Source organism: Salinisphaera sp. C84B14 (assembly GCF_040361435.1).
Classification (GTDB): Bacteria; Pseudomonadota; Gammaproteobacteria; order Nevskiales; family Salinisphaeraceae; genus Salinisphaera.
Window position 1 is genome coordinate 193658 of sequence record NZ_APNL01000002.1, and the last position, 21183, is coordinate 214840.

Sequence of the window (21183 nt, forward strand, 5' to 3'; positions counted from 1 at the left end):
GCGCTCTTTCAGGCGCCGTCTTCGGTCGCGGACAAGTCGTTCGCCGGTCGCGCTACGCTATCGTCGCCGAGCTGGGTCGTGCCGCCGGCCGGCGTGTTGGCTTCACCCACGCTCTCGTTCGTGCCGGCCGACGTGCCCGCGGCTTCGCCGGCGATCTGGGCCAGCAGATCGGCGATGGCGTCGATACGGTCGTCGCGATCATCGATATCGTGGCGAGCGGCGATGAAGGCCGGGCGGTTGTAGTAGACCGTAACCGTACCGTCGTCGGCCTGGGCGACCAGCATTTTCTGGGGCAGATCGATACCGATGGTCTGATTCGAGCGCATCAGCGGCGTGCCCGCATTCGGGTTGCCGAAAATGAACAGCGTGCTCGGCCCAACGTCGCGCCCCAGCGAGCGGCTGGCAAAGTCGATTGTATCCACCTGGGTGAGCGCTTCGCGCGACTGAATGGCGCTGTTCAAGCGATTGACCACGGTCGTGAAATCGTCGCTACTGGTCACGCTTTCGATGCCTTCGCCTTCGGCAATACCGGCCGCGCCGGCATTCGCGTCCAGATCGGCGTTGGCAGCGGCACGAACAACGGCTTCGAGATCGTCATCGAGGGCGTCCAGCGTGCCGTTTTCGACCCCGTCGAGGTCGTAGCGCGCGGCCAGATAGGCCGCGTTGCTGAAGGCCACGCCAATATCGTCGTCGCGATCGCGATAAACGAGCACGCGTGCTGGCAGATCCAACGCCACTCGCGCATCGGCGGCGATCAGCGCGCTTTCGCGGTTGGCGTCGGCCACGAACAATACCGTGGTCGGGCGCAGGCTCAGGTTTGCGTTGCGGGCATTGGCCTGGTGATCGACTTCGGTACGCGCACTCAGGTTGGCGCGCTCGGCGATGGCATCGAGCAGCGCCGAACGGGTGGCATCGAAGCCGCGCGTCGATACCGCCAGACTCAGGCCGGGAACATTGGTTTCGGCGGCCGGCGGCGTGGCGTCGTTTTCGTCGCTGTCTTCCTCGCCGTCGAGCAGCTCGCTCCATTCACAGGCCGACATGACCACAGCCACGAGAATCAGCAGGCCGATCAGGCCGAAACGTCGCGCTGTTGTCAGCGATGCACGCGTCATGAAAACCCCACAGATCGCGAATCCAGACTCGATCCTACTCGAAATGCTCGCGCCAGCGCTGCACCGCCACCTGTTCCTTGACCAGATCGAGGATCTCGATCACCGCGTCGCGTAGCTCCGAATTCTGGCCGATATCGTCGGCCAGCAGGCGGGTGACCACGCTGTCGGTGATGTTCTGGACCAGGGCATCGAAATCCTGGGACGACAGTCCTTCGACGGCTTCGTCGAGAATGTTGTTCACCGTTTCGGTAATGGCCTCGTCGAGCGCATGGGTCACGAAGCTGCCCAGCATGGGCACGCGTTCGAGATTGCGCAGCGCGCTGTTGTTGTTCACGCCGCGGTTGACCACGTTGGCCACATAGGCCTGTAGTTCGTCGCGATTGGCCTTGTAGGCGGCCATGATCGCGTTTTCGATATGGGTGCTGGTGGCATTCACCAGACGCTGCTGGCGCGGCTGGATGACTTCGCGCACCACCCGATGGGACAGCTCCTGGCCGCCGCTTTCCAGCTCTTCCTGGGCGCCGGAGAGCACCTTGATGACCACCCGGTCGGAGATTTCTTCGACCACGATGTCGTAGTAGACCATGAAGGTCTTGTAGACCGCCCAGTTGCGGATATCGATCACGCCCAGCCGCTGCAGGCGCATGAGAATGGTGATAACGCGCAGTACGCGCAAAAAGCGAAACCCGGCTACCGGAATGCAGCCGAGCACGTCGTACCAGCGCGCGAACGGGTAGAAATACCAGCGGTAATAGCGCTTCTGGACGATGGCGATCGCCCAGCCGGCGAGCACGTCGGCCAGGAAAATCGCGACGAACACCAGATCGATGGCCACGAAGTTTTCGTGCACCGAGGTTTCATACCAGCCGTGCAGCCCCGGCGCAGTGGCCTCGAACACGCCGGCCAGCGGGCCGATCGCAAACAGCGCATCGAAGATGATGAGCGCGAGATTGAGCGATACCAGGCCAATGATGGCCAGATCCCAGAGCAGAAAGAGCCGCTCGCTCCACGTGCGATCGCCGCTGACGATCGCAAACGGCCGCGGCGTATCGGGGTGATCGTGATCGCTCACGAGGGGCGTGCCTCGCGCTCGTGCGCGAACAGGCTCACCGTGCGCAGCATTTCACGCACCTCGGGCATACGGGTCTCCATTTCCTGGTAGCCCCAGCCCACCGACAGATCGAGGGCGTCGGGGCTGGGCACGATATTCAACGGCGACAGCGTGTGATCGAAGCGCACCATGGTGTCGGCATAGACACGGTTGACCCGCATCTGCATCTGTACGGTCTGGGTGATCGGCCATAGCCATAAATTCTTGGCGTCGACGCGAGGAAAGAAACAATCGAAGGCCAGATAATAGGCATTGCGGGTCGCCGCACGCCCGGCGGCCACACCGCGCCAGGCTGCCCGTGCCGGCACGTTGTCTGCCATGCCACCGTCGACGATCGCGGCCAGTTCTCGGGTGGCCATGAGCTCGGCAAATATCTCACGGGTCACGCCTGCGCCGGGCCCCGGCTCGTATTGCAGAATACTGGGCACGGCCGCCGAAAATCCGGCCGCATCCACGGCATGCACCTGGCGGGTGTCGGTATCGCGTCCGAGCACGATCGGCTCCACCACGTCGGCGCTGAAGAACTGCAGCAGGCGGGCAAAACGCGCGGCGACCCGCATCCACATGGGCAGCCAGCGTTCGGCGCCTTCGTTGGGTGCGCGCACGTCCGAGGGCAGGCGTTCGTAGGGCCGTCGACGAATACCGGCCACCACCAGATCCAGCGGAATCTCCATTTCATCCAGACGCAGCGGCCGGCGCAGATCGCCGGTGGACATGCGTTGATGCAATGCCCGCAGGTGCAGATGCAGCAGGCCGGGCAGACAGAATTCGCTGCGCCGTCGCGCGGCCGTGAAGATATCGGCGTTCTTGAGCTTGCGGGCAAAATCCAGATAGTCGGATACGTCGGCATGCCGGCGCTGTGCACGAAACAGGCCCAGAATCGCGCCGATGGAATTGCCCACCATATAGTCCGGGATCAGCCCGTCTTCCATCAGACGCGCGAAGGCGCCGGCATAGACATAGCCGGAGCCGCCCCCGCCGCCGGCCACGATCACCAGCGAGCGCTTGCCGGCCTCGCGGTCGAGCGCGGCGCCGTCACACTCCTCGCCGTGGTCGGCCAGCAGTTGGCGGCGCAGCTCGATACAACGGCTGCGCGCCTCGGCCACCGCTTCGTGGCAGTACAACAGCTTCTGTTCGGCGGTCGCCGAGCCGCGCAGCCGATCGTAAAGATGTTCCAGAAGCCAGGCACGCAGCGGCATGATGCGCGCGGCATCGACGTGGATATCGCGCCGCGTGCCGGGAATACGAAATACATGCAGGCGGGCCATGCCCAGGGCATAGCGCAGGCATTCGTAGTCGGATTGCGCGACCGTCGAGGGTGCGGCCAGCCAGGCGCGTACCAGCGCCCGTTCCATGCGCTGCAGCTGCAGGCGCTCGCGCTCGTCGCGATCGGCTGCGGCATCGGCGCCCACCGGACTCGACGTGTCTGCCCCCAGTGCGCTACTCATTACCGCCCGGGCCCGACCGGCTGTATGGCCACGCCCATACGATCGCCCAGCCTGGGCAGCGCCGGGCCTTGCTGAGCGTCAGCGATGCAGGCACGCGCCGGCGAAACGCGTGTCGGCCTTGCATTGCGCCTGGTGGCAGCCGTGTTTTGAGACATGCGTCTCGCCTTTTCGATCATGTCTGACAATCTGGCCAGCATAACGTACCCGTACCGAACATCGGCAGATCGAGAACGCCGGTCTCAACCGTCCTCGGCCTCGAGACTGTCAGCGTATTCGGTGACCAGCGGCGCGGCATCGATGCCGCGCTCGCGCAGATAAGCCACGAGCACGTCGGTGCGGCCATGGGTGGCCAACACGCGGCGGGCACCGGTTTGCTCGATGGTACGGATCAGCCCCGGCCAGTCGGCGTGATCGGAGAGCACGAAGCCGCGGTCGTAGCCGCGTCGGCGGCGATTGCCGCGAATACGCATCCAGCCCGAGGCAAAACCGGTTTCGTGGTGTTTGAAGCGCCGCATCCAGCGCGAGCCGGCCGCCGACGGCGGCGCCATGACCAGCGCGCCGGCGAAATCGGCCTTGCGATCCTGGGCGCTCACCGGCTCGGTGGGTAGCATGGCAACGCCGGCCTCGCGATAGATCTCGGTCAAGGGCACCAGCGCGCCGTGCAGATAGACCGTTTCGTCGGTCAGGCGTGCCAGTTCGGCGAGCAGACGCTGGGCCTTGCCCAGCGAGTACGAAAACAACACGCTGGTCTTGCCGGCATTCGCGTTTGCCTGCCACCAGGCACGTATATCGGCCGCCACGTCGGCGGTGTCGGCCCAGCGATACACGGGCAGCGCGAACGTAGCCTCGGTGATGAAGGTATCGCAGGGCACGACTTCGAAATCCGTGCAGGTAGGATCGCGATCGCGCTTGTAGTCGCCCGAGGCCACCCAGACCTCGCCGTCGACTTCTACACGGATCTGGGCCGAGCCCAGCACATGTCCGGCCGGGTGAAACGATACGCGGGCTTCGCCAAAGCTGAGTTCGTCGCCGTACTCGATAGGCGTGAGTTCGATACCGCGGCCCAGGCGCTTGTAAAGGATGGGCGCGCTCTGTGCGGTGGCCCAGTAGTGGCCGTGGCCGCTGCGGGCATGGTCGGCATGGGCATGGGTAATCAGCGCCCGCTCGACCGGCCGCCACGGGTCGATATGGAAATCCCCTGCCGCGCAGTACAGGCCCTTGTCAGTGGGTTCGATTACGGCGGCCATCGCGGTCCTCTTTGTTGGTGCGCGCGCTCGTACGCCGTGCTAGGCAGAGCCTGCCAGGCTTTCGCGCAGTGGGGCGAGCCACGGTTCGTAAGTCTTCCAGCGGGCCAACGAGGATTGATACACGGGCTGGCGCACCTGCCAGACACTGGCGGTACGTACACCGCGTGCATGCCGATGAAAATCCAGGCAGCGCTCGTCCCAGTCCAGTCCGGTGAACTCGATCAGCCGCCGGCTCTGACTTTCCGGCTCGCGCACCAGATCTTCGTAGTCCACGGTGAGCATGGACAGCGGCAGGTGTTCGCACCAGTGCGCCATCAGTCGCTCGTGCTGACGATAGACGTGGCCGACATGGCCCAGATCGTAGGCAAAACGCAGGCCGCGGCTGAACAGCTGGAAATAACAGGAGAGCGCGTTGTCCATCGCGTCGCGCCGACAATAGATCACCCGGGCGTTGGGCAGGATCAAGGCGATCAAACCCAGCCACAGCATGTTGAAGGGCATCTTGTCGGTCACACGAACCGCCGCCGGCGCGCGGGCTTCGAGCCCGCCGAGATAGCGCTGTGCAAGCATTGTCGCCGCTTGCGGGGTCAGTCGATCGAGGCATTCGGGGTAGCGTTTATCGCTGCCGGTGATCACCGGCAGTTCGCGCACCATGCGCCGGATATCGTTGAGTTCACCAGCGCCATGGGCCTGCGGATGGCTGGCCACGATCTGTTCGACCAGGCTCGTACCCGAGCGCGGCATGCCCACGATCAGCAGCGGCCGTTCGCTGTCGTGGCCCATGCCATCGTGGGCTTGGAAAAAGTCGCGCGAGCAACGGCTCAGGATGCGCTCGATACGGGCATCGAACACGCTGCGATCGAAGGGTTCACGACGCGCATGCAACCGGTTGCCGGCCTCGAAGTGGGCAAAGGCCTGTGCGGCTGCCTTGCCCGCATCGAAATGCTGGCCGAGCGCGAAGTGCAGCTGGCTGCGTGCACGCGCGTCCAGATCCGGATCGGCGACAAGGCGTTGCATGGTGGCCAGGCGAGCGTCGGAAAAGACGTAGCGTCGATTGCTCATCAGCGCGGCATAGACCCAGCCCAGACCCGCGTCGAGATCCAGCGCCTGCTCGAAATGCGCCGTGGCCGCCTCGAATTGGCCCAGGCTCTGGCAGGCACTGCCCAGCCCGGCCCTGGCCTGTGCGTCATCCGGCGCCTGTGCCAGGCGCTCGGTGTAGAGCTTGGCGGCCTGTTCGTAGGCGCCGATCGCCGCCCATGCCGCGGCGAGTTCGCCCTGGGTCGTGCCATCCGCCGCTGCCCGGCTTTCAGCCTCGCGCAGGCGGGCCGCGGCGCCCTCGGGGTCGCCGCGCTCGAACATCAGGTTTGCGCTGCGCAGATAGGGGGCCAGCAACGCCGGCCGGGCACGGCAGACCTCTGCGTAGACCGCCAGTGCGGCCTCGCTGTCGCCGGCCTGGGCCAGCGCATCGCCCAGATCGAGGCCGTTTTCTGCCCGGTCGGGCTGCAGCGCCCAGGCCCGCCGAAAGGCCGCGATCGCGCCCGTGGAATCGCCCAGCGCCCGCAGCAGACCGCCCAGGCTGTGGTGGTAAACCGGGTTGCTGGGCTGGTGTTCGACGGCGCGGCGCAACAGCTTGACCGCGCTGTCGGGCTCGCGCTGCTGATGGGCGACGAGCGCTCGCATGCGCAGTGCTTCGGCGTAGTCGGGGTCGCGCCGTTTGATGCGTCGATAACAGCCTTCGGCCTCTGCCAGCCGACCGGCTCGATGCAGGGCCACGCCCTCGGCCAGCGCGCTAGCCTGGGCCCTGGGGCCGGCATGGGTTCGGGATGCAGCACGGCGGGTCATCGGATCATCCTAACCTGTGGCGAAACGCCTCGCCGCCGCGTTCACAAACGCGGGGCACAAAAAAGCCCCGGCGAACCGGGGCTTCAAGGCGCCCGGCACGAGTGCCGGGCGCGTCATACAGCCGCGATCTAGAAGTTGTAGATCGTGGAGAACTGTACGTTCTGGGCGGTGGCGTCGGTACCGCTCTGCCTTTCGTATTCGACCCGGTTGTACTCGATACCCAGCGTCAGCGGGTCCACCGGCGTATAGAGCAGGTTCACGTGCGCCGACGACGAGTTGTCGTGCAGGCCGTCGGTGCTGCCAACGAAGTCATCCGGGTTCTCGGAGTAGGCCTTGCCGTAGATGAGGTTCGTCGTGAGCGTCGAGGTGAGCTCCTGCGAGATGGTGCCGATGAAGCCGTAACGCTCGATCGCTTCCAGATCGCCGTCGCTGGTGACATAGGCATCCGCACCGCCGGCCGGCAGATAGGCGTACTTGCCGATGCCCTTGCCGTAGACGCTGGAGACCATGAGCGTGGTCTTGGTGGGCAGGGTCAGCGAGCCACCGAGGTTCAGGCCGTAGCCGACCACGGAATCCTCGTCGGAATCGCCGGTGCCAGTGACGTCGTTCACGTCGGCCTTGAGATAACGGCCGATGGCGGCGGCCTGCACGCTGAACGGGCCGTTCGAGTTCTTCAGACGAATCACCATGTCCGGCAGGGTGTTTTCCGTCCCCGTGCCGTCTTCGAGGCCACGGAAATCCGGATCGGCGTCGTCGCCAGCGATCACGGTGCCGCCGCCCGGATTCTCCAGCGAGAAATCGACGCTGGTGTTGTCACCGGCATCCATGGTGTAGCGCACCTGGGCCTGGCGTTCGAACAGCTGGGCCTGCGGGCCGTAGAAGTTGAGCGTGGTGCCGTAGTTGAAGTCGGAGAAAGTGGACCAGTCGCGACCGATCAACCAGTTGCCGAAGGTCAGATAGGCACGACGCACGCGCGGGCCGACGCTGCCGTCAAAGCTGGAGTCGTACGGCTGACCGTAGAGATCCATTTCGATATAGCCGCCCACGTCGCCGTATTCGGTCGGCGTGGTGGTGTGCAGGCGCAGGCGCGTCTGTTTGATGGTGGCACCCAGGTCCGCGTCGCCGGGGCGATCGGTACCCTTGCTATCCAGCGTGCCGATGGCATCGGACGGGCCGAGCGAGGCGCCGTGGTCGTCTTCGAAATCGTAGATGGCATCGAACTTGAAGTAGCCGTCGATCTTCACGTTGGTGTTGCCCACCATGAAGCCATCGCTGTCTTCGGACTTGCGCACCAGCTGCTTGTCCGAACGCGGCGATGCCTGCGTCTGCTTCATTTCTTCCTGCTGTGCCTGCAGCTCGTCAAAGCGCTGCTGCATCTGCTGGATCTGGTCACGCAGCTGCTGCATCTGCTCTTGTTGGCTCTGGGCCATGGCCGGCATGGCCGAAAACAGCAGTGGTACCGCAACGGCGGTGCCGATCGCACCACGCACAGACGCACGAACCGTGCTGGATTTGAACGTACTCGTCCCCATCTCGTTTCTCCCTGAGATAAAAAGCTAGATCCCCCTGACCGTGTCCCACCACGATCCGGCTAGAGCTGTACGTTACCCTACAAACACAGGGTTTTGCCAAGCCACTGCCGGGCGGGCGCGAACACGGCGCCAGCCGCCACAGCAAGCAAGGCGCCTGCCAACCACGCAAGAAAACGCAATTAAAAATTAACATTTCCTTATTATTTTCGATGAAGCAAGGCTTGTGCGGCCCCTCGGCAGCAGCGACGCGCGCCCTACGGGCACCCGGGTCGCGGTTTTGGAACGCACCGGGACTTTAGTCTCAGACGGTTACACGCACCGATCTGGAGCACGTCGTGCGCGCTGAGCGCGCGCAATGGCGCTACACTTGAACGCATGGACACGCACCCCGAAAAACTGGTCATCGGCATTTCCTCGCGCGCGCTGTTCGATCTCGAGCAAAGCCATCGCGTCTTCGAAACCGACGGCCGCGAGGCCTACTGCAACTACCAGATTGAACACGAGGAAGACGTACTGGAGCCGGGCGTCGCCTTCGGCCTGGTACGCAAGCTGCTGGCCCTGAACGAGGCAGGTAGCGAGCGCGTAGAGGTCATCCTGCTGTCGCGCAACAGCGCCGATACGGGCCTGCGGGTGTTTAATTCCATCGCCCATCACAAACTGCCGATAAGCCGAGCGGCGTTTACCAGCGGCAGTTCCCCCTATCGCTATGTGAATGCGTTCGGCGCCGATCTGTTTCTGTCTGCCGACCCGGACGACGTACGCGCTGCCCTCAAGGCCGGCTGTGCGGCGGCCACCATCGTGCCGGGCCATTCACTTGCGCACGAAGACGGCGAACTCAAGATCGCCTTCGACGGCGACGCGGTGCTGTTTTCCGACGACGCCGAACGCATCTTCAAGGAACAGGGGCTGGAAGCGTTTGCCGCCAGCGAAGTCAGCTCAGCGGGTGAACCGCTGCCGGGCGGGCCGTTCAAGGCATTCCTGGAGGCGCTGACCCGGATTCAGGCCGAATTCGACCCGGCCCATTGCCCGATTCGCACCGCGCTGGTCACGTCACGCAGCGCGCCCGCTCATGAACGCGTGATCCGTACGCTACGGGCCTGGCATATCCGTATCGACGAAGCGCTGTTCCTGGGGGGTATGACCAAGGCCGAGTTCCTGGAAGCCTTCGGCGCCGATATTTTCTTCGACGATCAGGCAACCCATATCGGCAGCGCCTCGCAGCGCGTGGCCGCCGGCCATGTACCGCATGGCGTAGCTAATGAATAGCGTACGGCTGGCGTCCTCTTGATCAAGCGCGCCCTTGTTGAATGCGACGACAGGCATCGACGATATAGCGGTTGAAATCGTCGTTGATGCTGTCGACGATCGCCTGCTTGGCGTAGACCACCATGAGCTTGCGGGTGTTCAGCAGGGTGGGATAGTCGATCACCAGCAGGCATTCCACGAAGTGCCACTTCGGGTTTTCCACCTGATCGGCGGTCAGCGCCCACATACCCGCGCTCTGTGCCGGCAACTCCACGAAATTGCGCTCGATCAGCCCGGCCTTTTCATGCCGCGTGATCACCGGATTGCGCCGCCGGGCGATGATGTCGTTGGGCCGGCGCGGCCTCACGACATCGCCGGTATCGCCGATATAGGCCAGGCTGACGTGCACGTCGTCGTCGGTGATCAGGCGCACATCGCGTACCGTCACCCGTACAGCGGTGGCGTTGGCACACACGATATGCACCCGATCTTCGTCGGGCACGCTGCGCTCGGGCTGAATCAATTGCTTGAGCTTGTGCTCAAGGCTGCGATTGCGCAGCACGTAGAATACATAGACCAGAAACGACCAGATGATGAACGACGTGACGGTCGAGAATATGCTCAGCGCGATTTGGGACCAGCTCACCGGGGTTTTTCCATCCTTATGCAATCGATAGCCTGCCGAACCGCCGCGGGCGCTCGGATCGATACCGTATGAATACGGTCGCCGCGATCACCGTGCTTGTCGGCAGCCTCATCGCAGCGGCCGGTATTATCGCCTATCCCCGCCTGCGCTTGCTCGTGCGCGCCCCGGCCCGCCTGAACGAAGGCGAGCGCGCCCGGCTGTTGGCACTGCTGCCCTGGCGTGGCCTGCTCGATGCCCGCCAGCTCGAACGCCTGCCACGGCTGGCGGCGCGGCTCGTAACCGACGTACGCTTTATCGGCTGCCAGGGCCTGGACGTCACGCACGACATGCGTCTGGCCATTGCCGGCCAGGCCAGCCTGCTGTGTCTGGGCGCAACGCCCGGCACGTTTGCCTTGCCCGGCGAGGTGCTGATCTATCCCGACGCCTTCTACATCCACCAGACCGAACCGGATGAAAACGGCCTCGTCGATGACCTGCCGTTGCTGGCCTCAGGCGAAGCCTGGGACGACAGCCGGGTGGTGCTGTCGTGGACCGATGTGGAAGCCGCGCTGGCCGGCGCCCCCCACAACGTTGTGCTGCACGAATTCGCCCATTTGCTGGATTTCGCCGCCCCGGCCCAGGAAGGCGCGCCACCCATGGCCGACGCCGACCGCTGGACGCATGTGTTCGGCGAAGCTTTCGAGCAGCTGCGCGAGCAGGGCTCGCCGGTCATCGATATCTACGGCGCCCAGAACCTGGCCGAATTCTTCGCCGTCGCCGTGGAAGCCTTTTTTCAGCGCGGCGCCGAACTGGCCAGTCATCACAGCGAGCTTTATCGCACGATGGCGGCATACTTCGATATCGATACCGCGCGCCAGCCACCCGCGTTCGAAGACTTATTCTGAGCTGATTTCGACGCTCGAGCTGCCTGGCAGGCGCTCGACCAGCGCCTTGCCGGCGAGCCGCGAAGGCGTATAGCTGCCCCCGGCCGGCGCTTCGGCCAGCAACTGCTTCACAATCGCCAGGCTGGCATGCACGGTTACGTTGTAGCCGTTGGCGACGTGTACCCGCGCAACCCGGTGCTCGCCACGGGCGTTGACCACTTCGCCCCAGACGTGGGTGGTGGCCTGCTCGCGTCGCGATTCGTCCGGGCCCGCAATTCTCGCGGCCCGCTTCTTGAGAAAGCTCTGCACCGGCGACAGGCCCAGCAACGGCCTGACCCAGTTCAGGCGCTGCACCTGCTTGATACGCTTCGGCGACATCGGCATATAGACTTCGATATCGTCGATACCGGTGGTATGCCAGGCGGTCGAAATATCACCCCAGGGGATGGTCATCGCCTGTTTCGGGCCATCGCCGAAATCGATCTCGCGCACGCTGGCGGCCAAGGGCACGGTGGTGATGCGACCATTGCGCCGGATCTTGCCGCCATCGGCGAGCCCTTCGACCGAGGTCTTGGCCGTACCCGGCGAAAACCCCGAGCGTGAATCGAAACCCAGCGCCAGTTCGACCGCGTCCGGCATGGCCTCGGCGAGGTAGGCGGCAATACAGTCGGTCGGCACGACGTCGAAACCCACCCCACAGCAGATCACGACGCCGGCCTTCGCGGCATGATCGTGACGGCTGAAGGAATGCTCGAAGATGCTGATCTCGCCGGTAATATCCAGATAGTGCACGCCCGCGGAAATACAGGCCGCCATGGCTTGCGGGGCGGTGGCCGAGAACGGCCCGGCGCAATGCAGCAGCACGTCGATACCATCCAGATGCGGCGCAATATCAGCGGCCTCGTGCAGGCCGAAGTCGCGGTAATCCAACCCCAGCTCGTCTGCCAGCGGCGCAAGTGCCTCGGCGCGGCGGCCCGCCAGCACGGGCATCAACCCCTCGGCGACGGCCTGGCGGGCAATCAGCTCGCCGGTATAGCCATAGGCGCCGTAGATCATGAACGTCGGTTGGGTCATCGTCGGTCTCTTGCGTGCGGCAGCGGGCCGCAGATCAGCCGGTAAACGAGCGCGTCGCCTTGCGGACAGCGAAGAAAAAGCGTTCCGGCGACAGCCGCTTGAAACGATACTGCCAACGCGAATCGCGGTGCGAGATCACCAGGAACCGGTTCTCGCGCACCGCATCATAAATGTCATCGGCCACGTCTGCAGCACTGACACGCGCACGGCGCATGAGTTTTTCCACCATTGCGCGCTGGCGATCGTGGGTACCGCGAAACGAGTCGAGCAGATTGGTCGCGAAAAACGCCGGACAGGCCACGGTCACGCCCACGCCATGGTCGTATTCCTCGCCGCGGATCGATTCCGACAGCGACAGCACCCCGGCCTTGGCGGCGTTGTAGGCGGCCATGCCAGGCGCATTGGCGATTGCCGCAAACGAGGCGATATTGACCAGATGGCCCCGGCTTTCGCGCAGCATGGGCAGCGCGGCGCGTGCCCCGCGTACCGCGCCCATGAGATTGATATCCAGCATCCAGTCCCAGTCGTCGAGCGGCGTATCGACCACGCTGCCGGCATTGGATACACCGGCGTTGTTCACGAACACGTCCAATCCGCCCCATTCTTCGCGAATGCGTTCGAGCAGGGCATCGAAATGCTCTGGCTCACGGGTATCCAAGGTCTGTGCGATGGCCTCGCCGCCGGCACTATTGACCTCGCCGGCCACCTGACGGGCACGCCCCTCCTGGATATCGGTGACCGCCACCCGCCAGCCTTCGCGGGCATAGCGCAGCGCCAGCTCGCGGCCCAGGCCACTGCCGGCCCCGGTGATGGCGATACGCCGGACAACATCGGAATTGCGTGTTTTCTGAATCATGGATAGCCTGCCAGCCGTGGCGTGCCGAAGGTGCGCTCGCTTACAGCATAGCGAAAATATAACGAACGTCCGTTATACATTGACCGTTCGAACATCGCCTGCCTATAGTCGCGCCATGACCCAGCTCGTACTCATCCGTCATGGTCAGGCCAGTTTCGGCGCGGCCAACTACGACCGCCTGTCCGAAACCGGCGAACGTCAGGCGCGCCTGGTCGGCCGCCACCTGGCCGCGGCCGGGCAACACTTCGACGTCATGCTCGCTGGCGATCTGCAACGCCAGCAGCGCACCGCCGAACTGGTTAATGCCGGCTACGAAACAGCGCCCGCCATACATACGGACCCGGCGTTCAACGAGTACGACGCGGACGCCATCTTTGCTGCCTACACGCCCCGCGTTTTCGAAGAAAATCCGGAGCTCGGCGCCGCACGCGACCAGCTGAAGACCGATCGGCGACTGTTCCAGAAGGTGTTCGAACAGGTCACCCGACACTGGCTGGCCGGCACCGCGCACGACCACGACGGCTGCGAATCCTGGCAGGCCTTCAAGGCACGGGTCCAGACAGCGCTGGCGCGGCTGCGCAACGAATACCCCCGGGATGCCCGTATCGGTCTGTGCAGCTCGGGCGGGCCGATCGCGATATCCATTGCCACCGCGACCGGCGCGCCGGACGACAAGGCCATCGAACTCAACTGGAGCATCTACAACGCCGCGGTCGCAGAACTGCGCTCGACCCGCGATGGCTGGCGCATGCTCGGCTTCAACGATATCGCTGCGCTGCGCGCCGCCGGGGACGACGGCCTGGTGACGTTTCGCTAGCGCCGAAGGTTACGCCATGGAACGACCCTCGCTCGAAAGCTTTACCGCACGCCACCATCTGGACAGCCGCAGCCTCTGTGCCCAGATCGTCGAGGCCCGCGAAGGCGCGATTGCCGTGCGCAGCGCGCAGGCAGCCACCGACAATCTCACCCGTATTATCGAGGCCACCCTGCGGCTAGCCAACCGCAAAGGCTTTGCCGCGATGACGCTACGCGAGCTGGCCCGCGAGAGCGGCCTGTCGCTGGGCGGTCTGTATGCCTATATCGGTAGCAAGGACGAGCTCGCGCGCCTTATTCAGGCCTGGGTTTCGCGCACGCTCCGGCGGGTCATGGCCAGCGCGCTGGAAGACATCGACGACAGCCGCAGCCGGCTCGCCACCGCCATCGAAGCGCACCTGCTGACCACCGAAGCGCTGCGCGAATGGTTTTTCTTTCTGTACATGGAAGCCCATCACCTGGCCTCGGACGAGCGCCGCCAGGCGGTCGCGGCCGAACGCAATTCCGAACAGATCTTCGCCGACATCATCCGCCAGGGGCAGGCCGACGGCCACTACGGCGAGATGAACGCCGATATTGCCGCCGGCCTCGTCAAAGCCATGCTTCAGGACTGGTATCTCAAACGCCACAAGCACGGCGAGCGCGGGCTCGACGTGGCTGCCTATGCCGATACCGTGACCGCCGCGACCGAGGCCCTTTTGGCGACCCGCGCGTGAACGACTACAACAACGCACAGCTGAGGAGATTCGGATGAGCGCATTGGACCAGGCCCGCGATATTCGCGAGGGCGAAGGCATCGACGCCGCCGCACTGACCGCGTGGTGTCGCGAGCACGCGCCGGTGCTGGTACCCGAACACGGCGAGATGACCATCCGCCAGTTCCCCGGTGGCGCCTCGAATCTTACCTACCTACTCGCCGTCGACGGCAACGAATACGTTCTGCGCCGCCCGCCCTTCGGCAGCCAGGTGAAATCCGCCCACGACATGGGGCGGGAATACGGCGTGCTTTCACGCCTGCACGGCGTCTACGAATACGCGCCGGAGCCGATCGTGCACTGTACCGACGAAGCCGTGATCGGTGCCGAATTCTATGTGATGCAGCGCCTGCGCGGAGTGATCGTACGCCGCGATCTGCCCGAGGGCGTTGAGCTGAGTCCTGCCGAAGCCACCCGGCTGTGCGAGCAGCTGCTCGACGTCCAGGCCCAGCTGCACACCACCGACGTCGACGCCGCCGGCATGGCTGATTTCGGCAAGCCCGAGGGCTATATCGAGCGCCAGATCACCGGCTGGAACAAGCGCTACCGCAATGCCCGCACCGACGATGTGCCCGATTGCGAAGCGCTCATGCAATGGCTCGAGGCACGCATACCCGACGTCACCCGGCGTGCGATCATCCATAACGACTACAAGCTCGATAACGTCGTCTTCGACGAAAAACTCAACGACATCATCGGCGTGCTCGACTGGGAAATGGCCACCCTGGGCGATCCGGTGATGGATTTCGCCTGCTCCATGGCCTACTGGGTCCAGGCCGACGATCCGCAGCCCATGCGCGATATCCGTATGGGCCCGACCCATCTGCCGGGCATGCTCACCCGCGACGAAATGCTCGATCGCTATCGCGAAAAGACCGGCCACGCCATCGACGACTGGCCCTTCTACCAGGTCTTCGGCCTGTTCCGCCTGGCGGTCATCCTGCAGCAGATCTACAAGCGCTATGTCGAAGGCAAGACCCGCGACAAACGCTTTGCCACCTTCGGCCATGCCGTGAACGTGCTGCACGAGCAGTGCGAACGCGTGATCCGCGCGGCCTGATACGGTTACCCGGCGTAATCACAACAACGATCCCACCGCGAGTATCGATATGAAGCTTTACCAGAGCGACCGCGCCCCCAACCCACGCCGCGTGCGCGTATTCATGGCCGAGAAAGGCATCGATTTCAACGATATCGAGATCATCGACCTCGACCTCGTCGCCGCCGAAAACCTCAGCGACGAATACAAGCGCAAGAACCCGCTCGGCGGCGTGCCCACGCTGGAGCTGGACAACGGCGTCTGTATCGCCGAATCGATGGCGATCAGCCGTTATTTCGAAGAAACGCATCCCGAGCCGCCGCTGATGGGCACCGGCGCTGAAGACAAGGCCATCATCGAGATGTGGAACCGGCGCATGGAGCTGAATTTCCTGTTCCCCGTGGCCATGGCTTTTCGCAACATCACCGGCGCCTTCGCCGATCGCGAGAAGTGCTCCCAGGAATTCGGCGAAATCAGCCTCGAACGCGCCGGCAAGATGTTCGGCTTTCTCAACGAACACCTGGCCAACAACGAGTACATCGCCGGCGATTCCTACTCGGTAGCCGATATCACCGCCCTGTGCACCGTCGACTTCGCTCGCGTGGTCAAGCTGCGTATCGGCGAGGATCACACGCACCTCAAGCGTTGGCACGATGCGGTGTCGGCACGGGCGAGTGCCAAGGCCTGATACGGGTTGGCGGCGTTCTTGTCGGCTTACGCTTCGCTAAGCCGATCTACAAAAGTGGTGACCTTGAGCGAGCGCCAGCGAACTTGTCTGTATTGGCCCCTTGGGCGTAGCGCCGAGCAGCGGAGGCCGAACGCGGCCTTGTTAATTGCCTAGGGCCGGCCGGATGTTTGAGCGAAGCGAGTTTCCGGCTGGCCCGCGTTCGGCCGGAGCCGCGCAGGGCATCGGCGCGCAGCGCCGGCGCAAGACAGGGTGTCTTTTGCTTTGGTTACTTACCTGGACAAGCAAATGAAAGTCACTCGCGCAGCGGCGCGAAACCCCAAGCCAAAACTCACCCTCTCAGTTGATTCAGACAGCGACCGATTCAAGCCGCACGTCGTTCAGCAGTCACGAGTTTGTCGGACCGTCGGTTTCACACTGCTGGGTTCTTGTCCGCTTAAAGCCGGTCAAACTCACTTGCGCGACTGTGCAAAACCCGAGATCTAACTTCACCGGTCCCGTTGACTCCGAACCCGAAAGGCACCAACGCTCGGGTTATCGGCGCATCCCGGCATTGGCGAGGCCGCGGCCACAGCGCTAGCATGCGCGATTCAGGCACGAATCGAGACGCCTACGAATGGACGCCGCCGCTACCACCGCTGCCGCACAGGCGCTCTGCGAGACCGTACGCTGGTTCGCATCGCGCGGCTATTGCCCGGCCACGGGCGGTAATTTCTCGCGGCGTCTGGACGGCGAACGCGTGCTGATCACGGCCTCCGGCGTGGATAAGACTGCGCTGACGCCGGCCGAACTGCTGCCCATGACCATTCATGGCGAGCTGCTGGCCGAGGGCAAACCCTCGGCCGAGACCGGGCTGCATCTGGCCCTGTATCGGCGCGATCCCGCCATTGGCGCGGTGCTGCACGTGCATTCGATCGCCAATACCCTGCTCTCGCGTATCGACACGCCGCAGCGGCTGCGTTTCGAAGGCTATGAAATGCAAAAAAGCATTACCGGCAACCTGACCCACGAGGCCGCGATCGATCTGCCCGTGCTCGATAACAGCCAGGACATGGAAACGCTGGCGGCGGCGCTCGAGGCACGCTTCGAAGAGGCCGCCCCGGCGTTCGGCTTTCTGGTGCGCGGGCACGGCATCTATGCCTGGGGCGCCGACCTGGCCAGCGCACGCCGGCATCTGGAAGGCTGGGAATTTCTGCTCGCCTGCGAACTGCAGCGCCGACAACTGGAGACCACACGATGAGCGAATTCATGGGCGATCACGACCGGCTGCGCCTGGAAGAGCCAACGCCGGACGTACGCGCCGTCATCACCGATATCGAAGGCACAACCTCGGATATCGCCTTCGTGCACGACGTATTGTTCCCCTACGCGCGTGACTATCTGCCGCCGTTCGTACGCGCGCATGCCCAGGAGCCTGCGGTCGCGGCCCTGATCGACGACGTACGCACCGAAGCCGAGGAACCGGAGGCGGATCTCGACCGGGTGATCACGATCCTCGAGAAATGGATGGATGCAGACCGCAAGGCCACGCCGCTCAAGACGCTGCAGGGGCTGGTCTGGGAAAAAGGCTATACCGACGGCGATTTCACCGGCCATGTCTACGAGGACGCGGTGGCCACGCTGCAGGCCTGGGCCGACGATCGACGCGCGCTGTACGTGTATTCCTCCGGCTCCGTCGCCGCGCAGAAGCTGTTGTTCACCTACAGCGACCACGGCGACCTGAGCGATCTGTTTTCCGGCTATTTCGATACCCGCATCGGGGCCAAGAAGAAGATGCGTAGTTACAAGGCGATCGCCGCCGAACTGGGGGAACTGCCGGCCTCGCTGCTGTTCTTGTCCGACGTGGGCGAAGAGCTGGATGCGGCCGCCAACGCCGGCCTGCAGACCTGCTGGGTGGCCCGCGATGAAAATACCCAGGAAAAGGCTAGAATGAGCGAAAGACACCCGGTGGTGGCATCGTTCGAGGATATCGAACTGGTCTGAGCCGGGTCGCGTGCCCCGCGCCGGCGCGCCACAGCACACAGGAGCAAACCGATGAGTCGACTGACCGTCTACAACGAAAACGATACCCAACAGCCGCTGATCGATACGGCCGACGCAGACAAGATCGCTGCCGAACTGGAAAAGGTGGGCGTCTTGTTCGAACGCTGGCCGGCCGAGCACGAACTGCCGGCCGATGCCGATGCAGAACAGATCGGCGCGGCTTATGCGAGCGATATCGAACGCCTGCAGGCCCAGTTCGGCTATGCCACCTGGGACGTGATCGGCCTGCACCCGGAACATCCGCAGAAAGACGCCATGCGGGCCAAGTTTCTGGATGAGCATACGCATAGCGAAGACGAGGTCCGCTTCTTCGTCGACGGGGCCGGGCTTTTCACCCTGCATATCGGCGATCGCGTCTATGCCACGCTCTGCGAAGCCGACGACCTGATCAGCGTGCCGGCGGGTACGCCGCACTGGTTCGACATGGGCGACAAGCCGCATTTCAAGGTCATCCGCCTGTTCAACAACCAGGAAGGCTGGGTGGCCAACTTCACCGGCACGGAAATCGCCAAGGACTTCCGCCCCGCCGGCGAACAGATGCTCGGCCAGGGCTGACCGCCCGCGGGCGCTGTCGAGCTGCGGCGCCCGTTTTTATACAGCCGTCTTGAATATCAGCGAATTCGCGAGCCGTAGCGGGGTCTCGGCCGACACGCTGCGCTATTACGAAAAGATCGGCGTGCTGCGCCGGATCGCGCGCAATGCCAGCGGGCATCGGGTGTTCGACACACGCGATCTGGACTGGATTGCGTTCGTGACCCGGCTCAAGGACACGGGCATGCCGCTGGCTCAGATCCGCGAGTATGCGCAGCTGCGTCATCAGGGCGCGGCCACCGCGGCACGCCGCCGGGCGCTGCTCGAAGACCACGCCGCGGCACTCGAACAGCGACTGGCCCGGGCACAGGATAGTTTGAGCCTCATCCGCACCAAGATCGCCTGGTATCAGGGTCAGGAAGGGCCGCTCTAGCGCTCGGCATCACGCGCTTGACCTGGAGTTCACTCCAAGTCGTACCGTGATTGTTCTCAAGCGTTTTGGAGCATCACCATGACCCACCCCGTCCGCCAGTTCTTCGCCTGCGTGGCCAATGCCGATATCGATGGCGCGCTAATACAGGTTCACGACAAGGCCGTCTTCGAAGCCCAGGGCCCGCAAACGGTGCCGATCTACGGCGTATTCCACGGTCCGAGCGGTGTACGCACGTTTCTGGGCACCCTCGGCGAACTGTTCGAGACCGAGGCGTTCGAGTTCTATCACTGGGCCGAAAACGACAATATCGTGTTCGCACACGGACGCATGCGCCATCGCGTACGTCGCAGCGAGCGGGTGTTCGAATGCGAATGGGCCCTGGTCTGCGAGATCGCAGACGGCCGGATCACACGCTACAAGATGTTCGAGGACACGGCCGCCCTCCCCGCGGCATATCACGATGACTGAGCGGCGCCCTGTCCTTGCAGGCGTCGCGGACAGCCTTTTTCAGCCCACCGCGGCCCCACCGAACTGGAACACGCCGGCCTCGACCTCGAGTCGATCAAACACGCCGGTATCCAGAATCCAGTGATCGATCAGCGCCGCCGGCGTGACGTCGAAGGCCGGATTGGCCACGGCGGCATTGGCCGGCGCCCAGGCCAGCTCGCCGGCCGCGCCGGTCACGCCGCGTACTTCCGCCGCGTTGCGCTGTTCGATAGGGATCTGGGCGCCGCTGGCACAGCCGGAGTCGACCGTGGTGTGCGGGGCGACCACCGCAAACGGGATATCGTGATGGTGGGCCAGCACCGCGAGCCCGTAGGTGCCGATCTTGTTGGCGAAATCGCCGTTCGCGGCGATGCGATCGGCGCCGACCAGCACCCGATCGACTTCGCCGGCCGCCATGAAACTGGCGGCCATGCTGTCGGTGATCAGCCGGTAGTCGATACCCAGCTCGCCCAGCTCCCAGGCGGTCAGGCGCCCGCCCTGCAACAGCGGGCGGGTTTCATCCACCCAGACCGAAATACCCGGGTCACGCTCGTGGGCACGGCGTATCACGCCCAGCGCCGTGCCGATCCCGGCCGTGGCCAGCCCGCCGGTATTGCAGTGGGTGAGAATACGTTCGCCGGGGCCGATCAGCGCCGCGCCGCGCTCGGCCATGGCGTCGCACAGGGCGCGATCATCGTCGAACAGGGCCTCGGCACTTGTCACGACGGCGGCCCGCCAATCGTCGGCGTCGAGCGCAAGCGCCAGCGCATCCATCGCATGCATGAGGTTCACCGCGGTCGGCCGCGCCTCGCGCAGACGCGCGATCGCCTGGCCCACGGTATCGCGGTCGTCGCCCGCCTCCACGCGTACCGCGACCAGCAGCGCGGCCGCAATGGCGATCATGGGCGCGCCGCGGGTTCGCAGCGCATGAATCGCCTCGACCAGGGTGGCGACATCATCTACCGCGAACCAGTCCTGCACGTGCGGCAGGCGCGACTGGTCCAGCAGCATCAACCGGCCGCTGCGTACGCGCAGGGCCAGACAGTCACGATCTTTCATACAACGAATGTGTCGGCGGTGGATGGGCCATCGAATACCGGCCGCATGAAGCTGCGCTCATAGCGCCGGATACAGCCCGTTTGCCGGGCATAGGCAAAGGCAGCCTGACAGTCGGCATCCGACGCGGCGCGCTCTCTGTAAGTCTCGTAGTCGGCCAGGCTCGCGAAGCTAAACAGCGCAACGGCGATATCGTTGGCCCCCTCGTGCGGCAGGAAATAGCCGTGATGGCGGCCGCCGAAACGCTCGACCAGCGGTATCCATAGACGCGCATAGTGCTCGAACTCGCGCGTTTGGCGCGGGTCGATCTCGTAACGCAGATAGCAGGTCACCATCGCCTAACTCCTATCGAGAACGGATAAGGGC

The 21183-nt window shown here is 64.2% G+C and carries 22 protein-coding genes; 11 read left to right on the forward strand and 11 right to left on the reverse strand.

Going from position 1 to position 21183, the window contains the following annotated elements; all coding sequences use genetic code 11:
* Positions 1 to 8: 8 nt before the first annotated feature.
* The 6 genes from C84B14_RS02395 to C84B14_RS02420 all read right to left on the reverse strand — a co-directional run bounded on the left by C84B14_RS02395 (position 9) and on the right by C84B14_RS02420 (position 8292).
* Positions 9 to 1112 carry a DUF302 domain-containing protein gene (locus tag C84B14_RS02395; protein ID WP_353221698.1) on the reverse strand — a complete coding sequence of 368 codons (1104 nt, stop codon included), beginning with the start codon at positions 1110 to 1112 and terminating at the stop codon, positions 9 to 11.
* 34 nt (positions 1113 to 1146) lie between these two features.
* A complete protein-coding gene (locus C84B14_RS02400) occupies positions 1147 to 2184 on the reverse strand; it encodes an ion transporter (RefSeq protein ID WP_353221699.1) in 1038 nt (345 codons plus the stop codon).
* Positions 2181 to 3671 (reverse strand): patatin-like phospholipase family protein, encoded by a 1491-nt coding sequence (locus tag C84B14_RS02405; protein WP_353221700.1) that lies wholly within the window; start codon positions 3669 to 3671, stop codon positions 2181 to 2183. The genes C84B14_RS02400 and C84B14_RS02405 overlap by 4 nt, the downstream gene beginning before the upstream one ends.
* A gap of 239 nt (positions 3672 to 3910) precedes the next feature.
* Positions 3911 to 4918, reverse strand: a complete 1008-nt coding sequence (locus C84B14_RS02410; RefSeq protein WP_353221701.1) for a ligase-associated DNA damage response exonuclease — start codon at positions 4916 to 4918, stop codon at positions 3911 to 3913.
* A gap of 39 nt (positions 4919 to 4957) precedes the next feature.
* Positions 4958 to 6760, reverse strand: coding sequence for a tetratricopeptide repeat-containing sulfotransferase family protein (locus C84B14_RS02415; RefSeq protein WP_353221702.1), 1803 nt, complete (start codon positions 6758 to 6760; stop codon positions 4958 to 4960).
* Between the two features lie 128 nt (positions 6761 to 6888).
* Positions 6889 to 8292, reverse strand: a complete 1404-nt coding sequence (locus tag C84B14_RS02420) for a DcaP family trimeric outer membrane transporter (protein WP_348767579.1) — start codon at positions 8290 to 8292, stop codon at positions 6889 to 6891.
* A gap of 375 nt (positions 8293 to 8667) precedes the next feature.
* Here C84B14_RS02420 and C84B14_RS02425 point away from each other — a divergent pair, with 375 nt between their 5' ends.
* Positions 8668 to 9558 (forward strand): 5'-nucleotidase, encoded by an 891-nt coding sequence (locus C84B14_RS02425; RefSeq protein WP_348767580.1) that lies wholly within the window; start codon positions 8668 to 8670, stop codon positions 9556 to 9558.
* A gap of 22 nt (positions 9559 to 9580) precedes the next feature.
* On the opposite strand, the gene C84B14_RS02430 is transcribed toward C84B14_RS02425, so the two are convergent.
* Positions 9581 to 10183, reverse strand: coding sequence for a hypothetical protein (locus tag C84B14_RS02430; RefSeq protein ID WP_353221703.1), 603 nt, complete (start codon positions 10181 to 10183; stop codon positions 9581 to 9583).
* A 68-nt stretch (positions 10184 to 10251) separates the two neighbouring features.
* Here C84B14_RS02430 and C84B14_RS02435 point away from each other — a divergent pair, with 68 nt between their 5' ends.
* Positions 10252 to 11067, forward strand: a complete 816-nt coding sequence (locus tag C84B14_RS02435) for a M90 family metallopeptidase (RefSeq protein ID WP_353221704.1) — start codon at positions 10252 to 10254, stop codon at positions 11065 to 11067.
* On the opposite strand, the gene C84B14_RS02440 is transcribed toward C84B14_RS02435, so the two are convergent.
* Both C84B14_RS02440 and C84B14_RS02445 read right to left on the reverse strand, forming a co-directional pair.
* On the reverse strand, positions 11059 to 12120 hold the full coding sequence (locus tag C84B14_RS02440; protein WP_348767583.1) for a saccharopine dehydrogenase family protein: 1062 nt from the start codon (positions 12118 to 12120) through the stop codon (positions 11059 to 11061). The two genes, C84B14_RS02435 and C84B14_RS02440, sit on opposite strands and share 9 nt — an antisense overlap.
* A gap of 34 nt (positions 12121 to 12154) precedes the next feature.
* Positions 12155 to 12976 (reverse strand): SDR family oxidoreductase, encoded by an 822-nt coding sequence (locus C84B14_RS02445; RefSeq protein ID WP_353221705.1) that lies wholly within the window; start codon positions 12974 to 12976, stop codon positions 12155 to 12157.
* Between the two features lie 115 nt (positions 12977 to 13091).
* Between C84B14_RS02445 and C84B14_RS02450 the strand changes: the two genes are divergently transcribed.
* The 9 genes from C84B14_RS02450 to C84B14_RS02490 all read left to right on the forward strand — a co-directional run bounded on the left by C84B14_RS02450 (position 13092) and on the right by C84B14_RS02490 (position 19743).
* Positions 13092 to 13793 carry a histidine phosphatase family protein gene (locus C84B14_RS02450; RefSeq protein WP_353221706.1) on the forward strand — a complete coding sequence of 234 codons (702 nt, stop codon included), beginning with the start codon at positions 13092 to 13094 and terminating at the stop codon, positions 13791 to 13793.
* A gap of 16 nt (positions 13794 to 13809) precedes the next feature.
* Positions 13810 to 14505, forward strand: a complete 696-nt coding sequence (locus C84B14_RS02455; RefSeq protein ID WP_353221707.1) for a TetR/AcrR family transcriptional regulator — start codon at positions 13810 to 13812, stop codon at positions 14503 to 14505.
* A gap of 34 nt (positions 14506 to 14539) precedes the next feature.
* On the forward strand, positions 14540 to 15604 hold the full coding sequence (locus C84B14_RS02460) for a phosphotransferase family protein (RefSeq protein WP_353221708.1): 1065 nt from the start codon (positions 14540 to 14542) through the stop codon (positions 15602 to 15604).
* Between the two features lie 49 nt (positions 15605 to 15653).
* Positions 15654 to 16271 carry a glutathione S-transferase family protein gene (locus C84B14_RS02465; protein ID WP_353221709.1) on the forward strand — a complete coding sequence of 206 codons (618 nt, stop codon included), beginning with the start codon at positions 15654 to 15656 and terminating at the stop codon, positions 16269 to 16271.
* 613 nt (positions 16272 to 16884) lie between these two features.
* Positions 16885 to 17508, forward strand: a complete 624-nt coding sequence (locus C84B14_RS02470; protein ID WP_353221710.1) for a methylthioribulose 1-phosphate dehydratase — start codon at positions 16885 to 16887, stop codon at positions 17506 to 17508.
* Positions 17505 to 18251, forward strand: coding sequence for an acireductone synthase (mtnC, locus tag C84B14_RS02475; RefSeq protein WP_353221711.1), 747 nt, complete (start codon positions 17505 to 17507; stop codon positions 18249 to 18251). The genes C84B14_RS02470 and mtnC overlap by 4 nt, the downstream gene beginning before the upstream one ends.
* Before the next feature lie 51 nt (positions 18252 to 18302).
* Entirely contained in the window at positions 18303 to 18866 is a 564-nt protein-coding gene (locus tag C84B14_RS02480) for a 1,2-dihydroxy-3-keto-5-methylthiopentene dioxygenase (protein ID WP_348766232.1), read from the forward strand.
* A gap of 49 nt (positions 18867 to 18915) precedes the next feature.
* Complete coding sequence (locus C84B14_RS02485) at positions 18916 to 19275, forward strand: MerR family transcriptional regulator (RefSeq protein WP_353221712.1); 360 nt, start codon at positions 18916 to 18918, stop codon at positions 19273 to 19275.
* Between the two features lie 78 nt (positions 19276 to 19353).
* On the forward strand, positions 19354 to 19743 hold the full coding sequence (locus C84B14_RS02490; RefSeq protein WP_353221713.1) for a nuclear transport factor 2 family protein: 390 nt from the start codon (positions 19354 to 19356) through the stop codon (positions 19741 to 19743).
* Between the two features lie 39 nt (positions 19744 to 19782).
* On the opposite strand, the gene mtnA is transcribed toward C84B14_RS02490, so the two are convergent.
* Positions 19783 to 20820 (reverse strand): S-methyl-5-thioribose-1-phosphate isomerase, encoded by a 1038-nt coding sequence (mtnA, locus tag C84B14_RS02495; protein ID WP_353221714.1) that lies wholly within the window; start codon positions 20818 to 20820, stop codon positions 19783 to 19785.
* Positions 20817 to 21152, reverse strand: a complete 336-nt coding sequence (locus C84B14_RS02500) for an NIPSNAP family protein (protein WP_353221715.1) — start codon at positions 21150 to 21152, stop codon at positions 20817 to 20819. Before C84B14_RS02500 ends, mtnA begins: the two co-directional genes overlap by 4 nt.
* Positions 21153 to 21183: the final 31 nt, after the last annotated feature.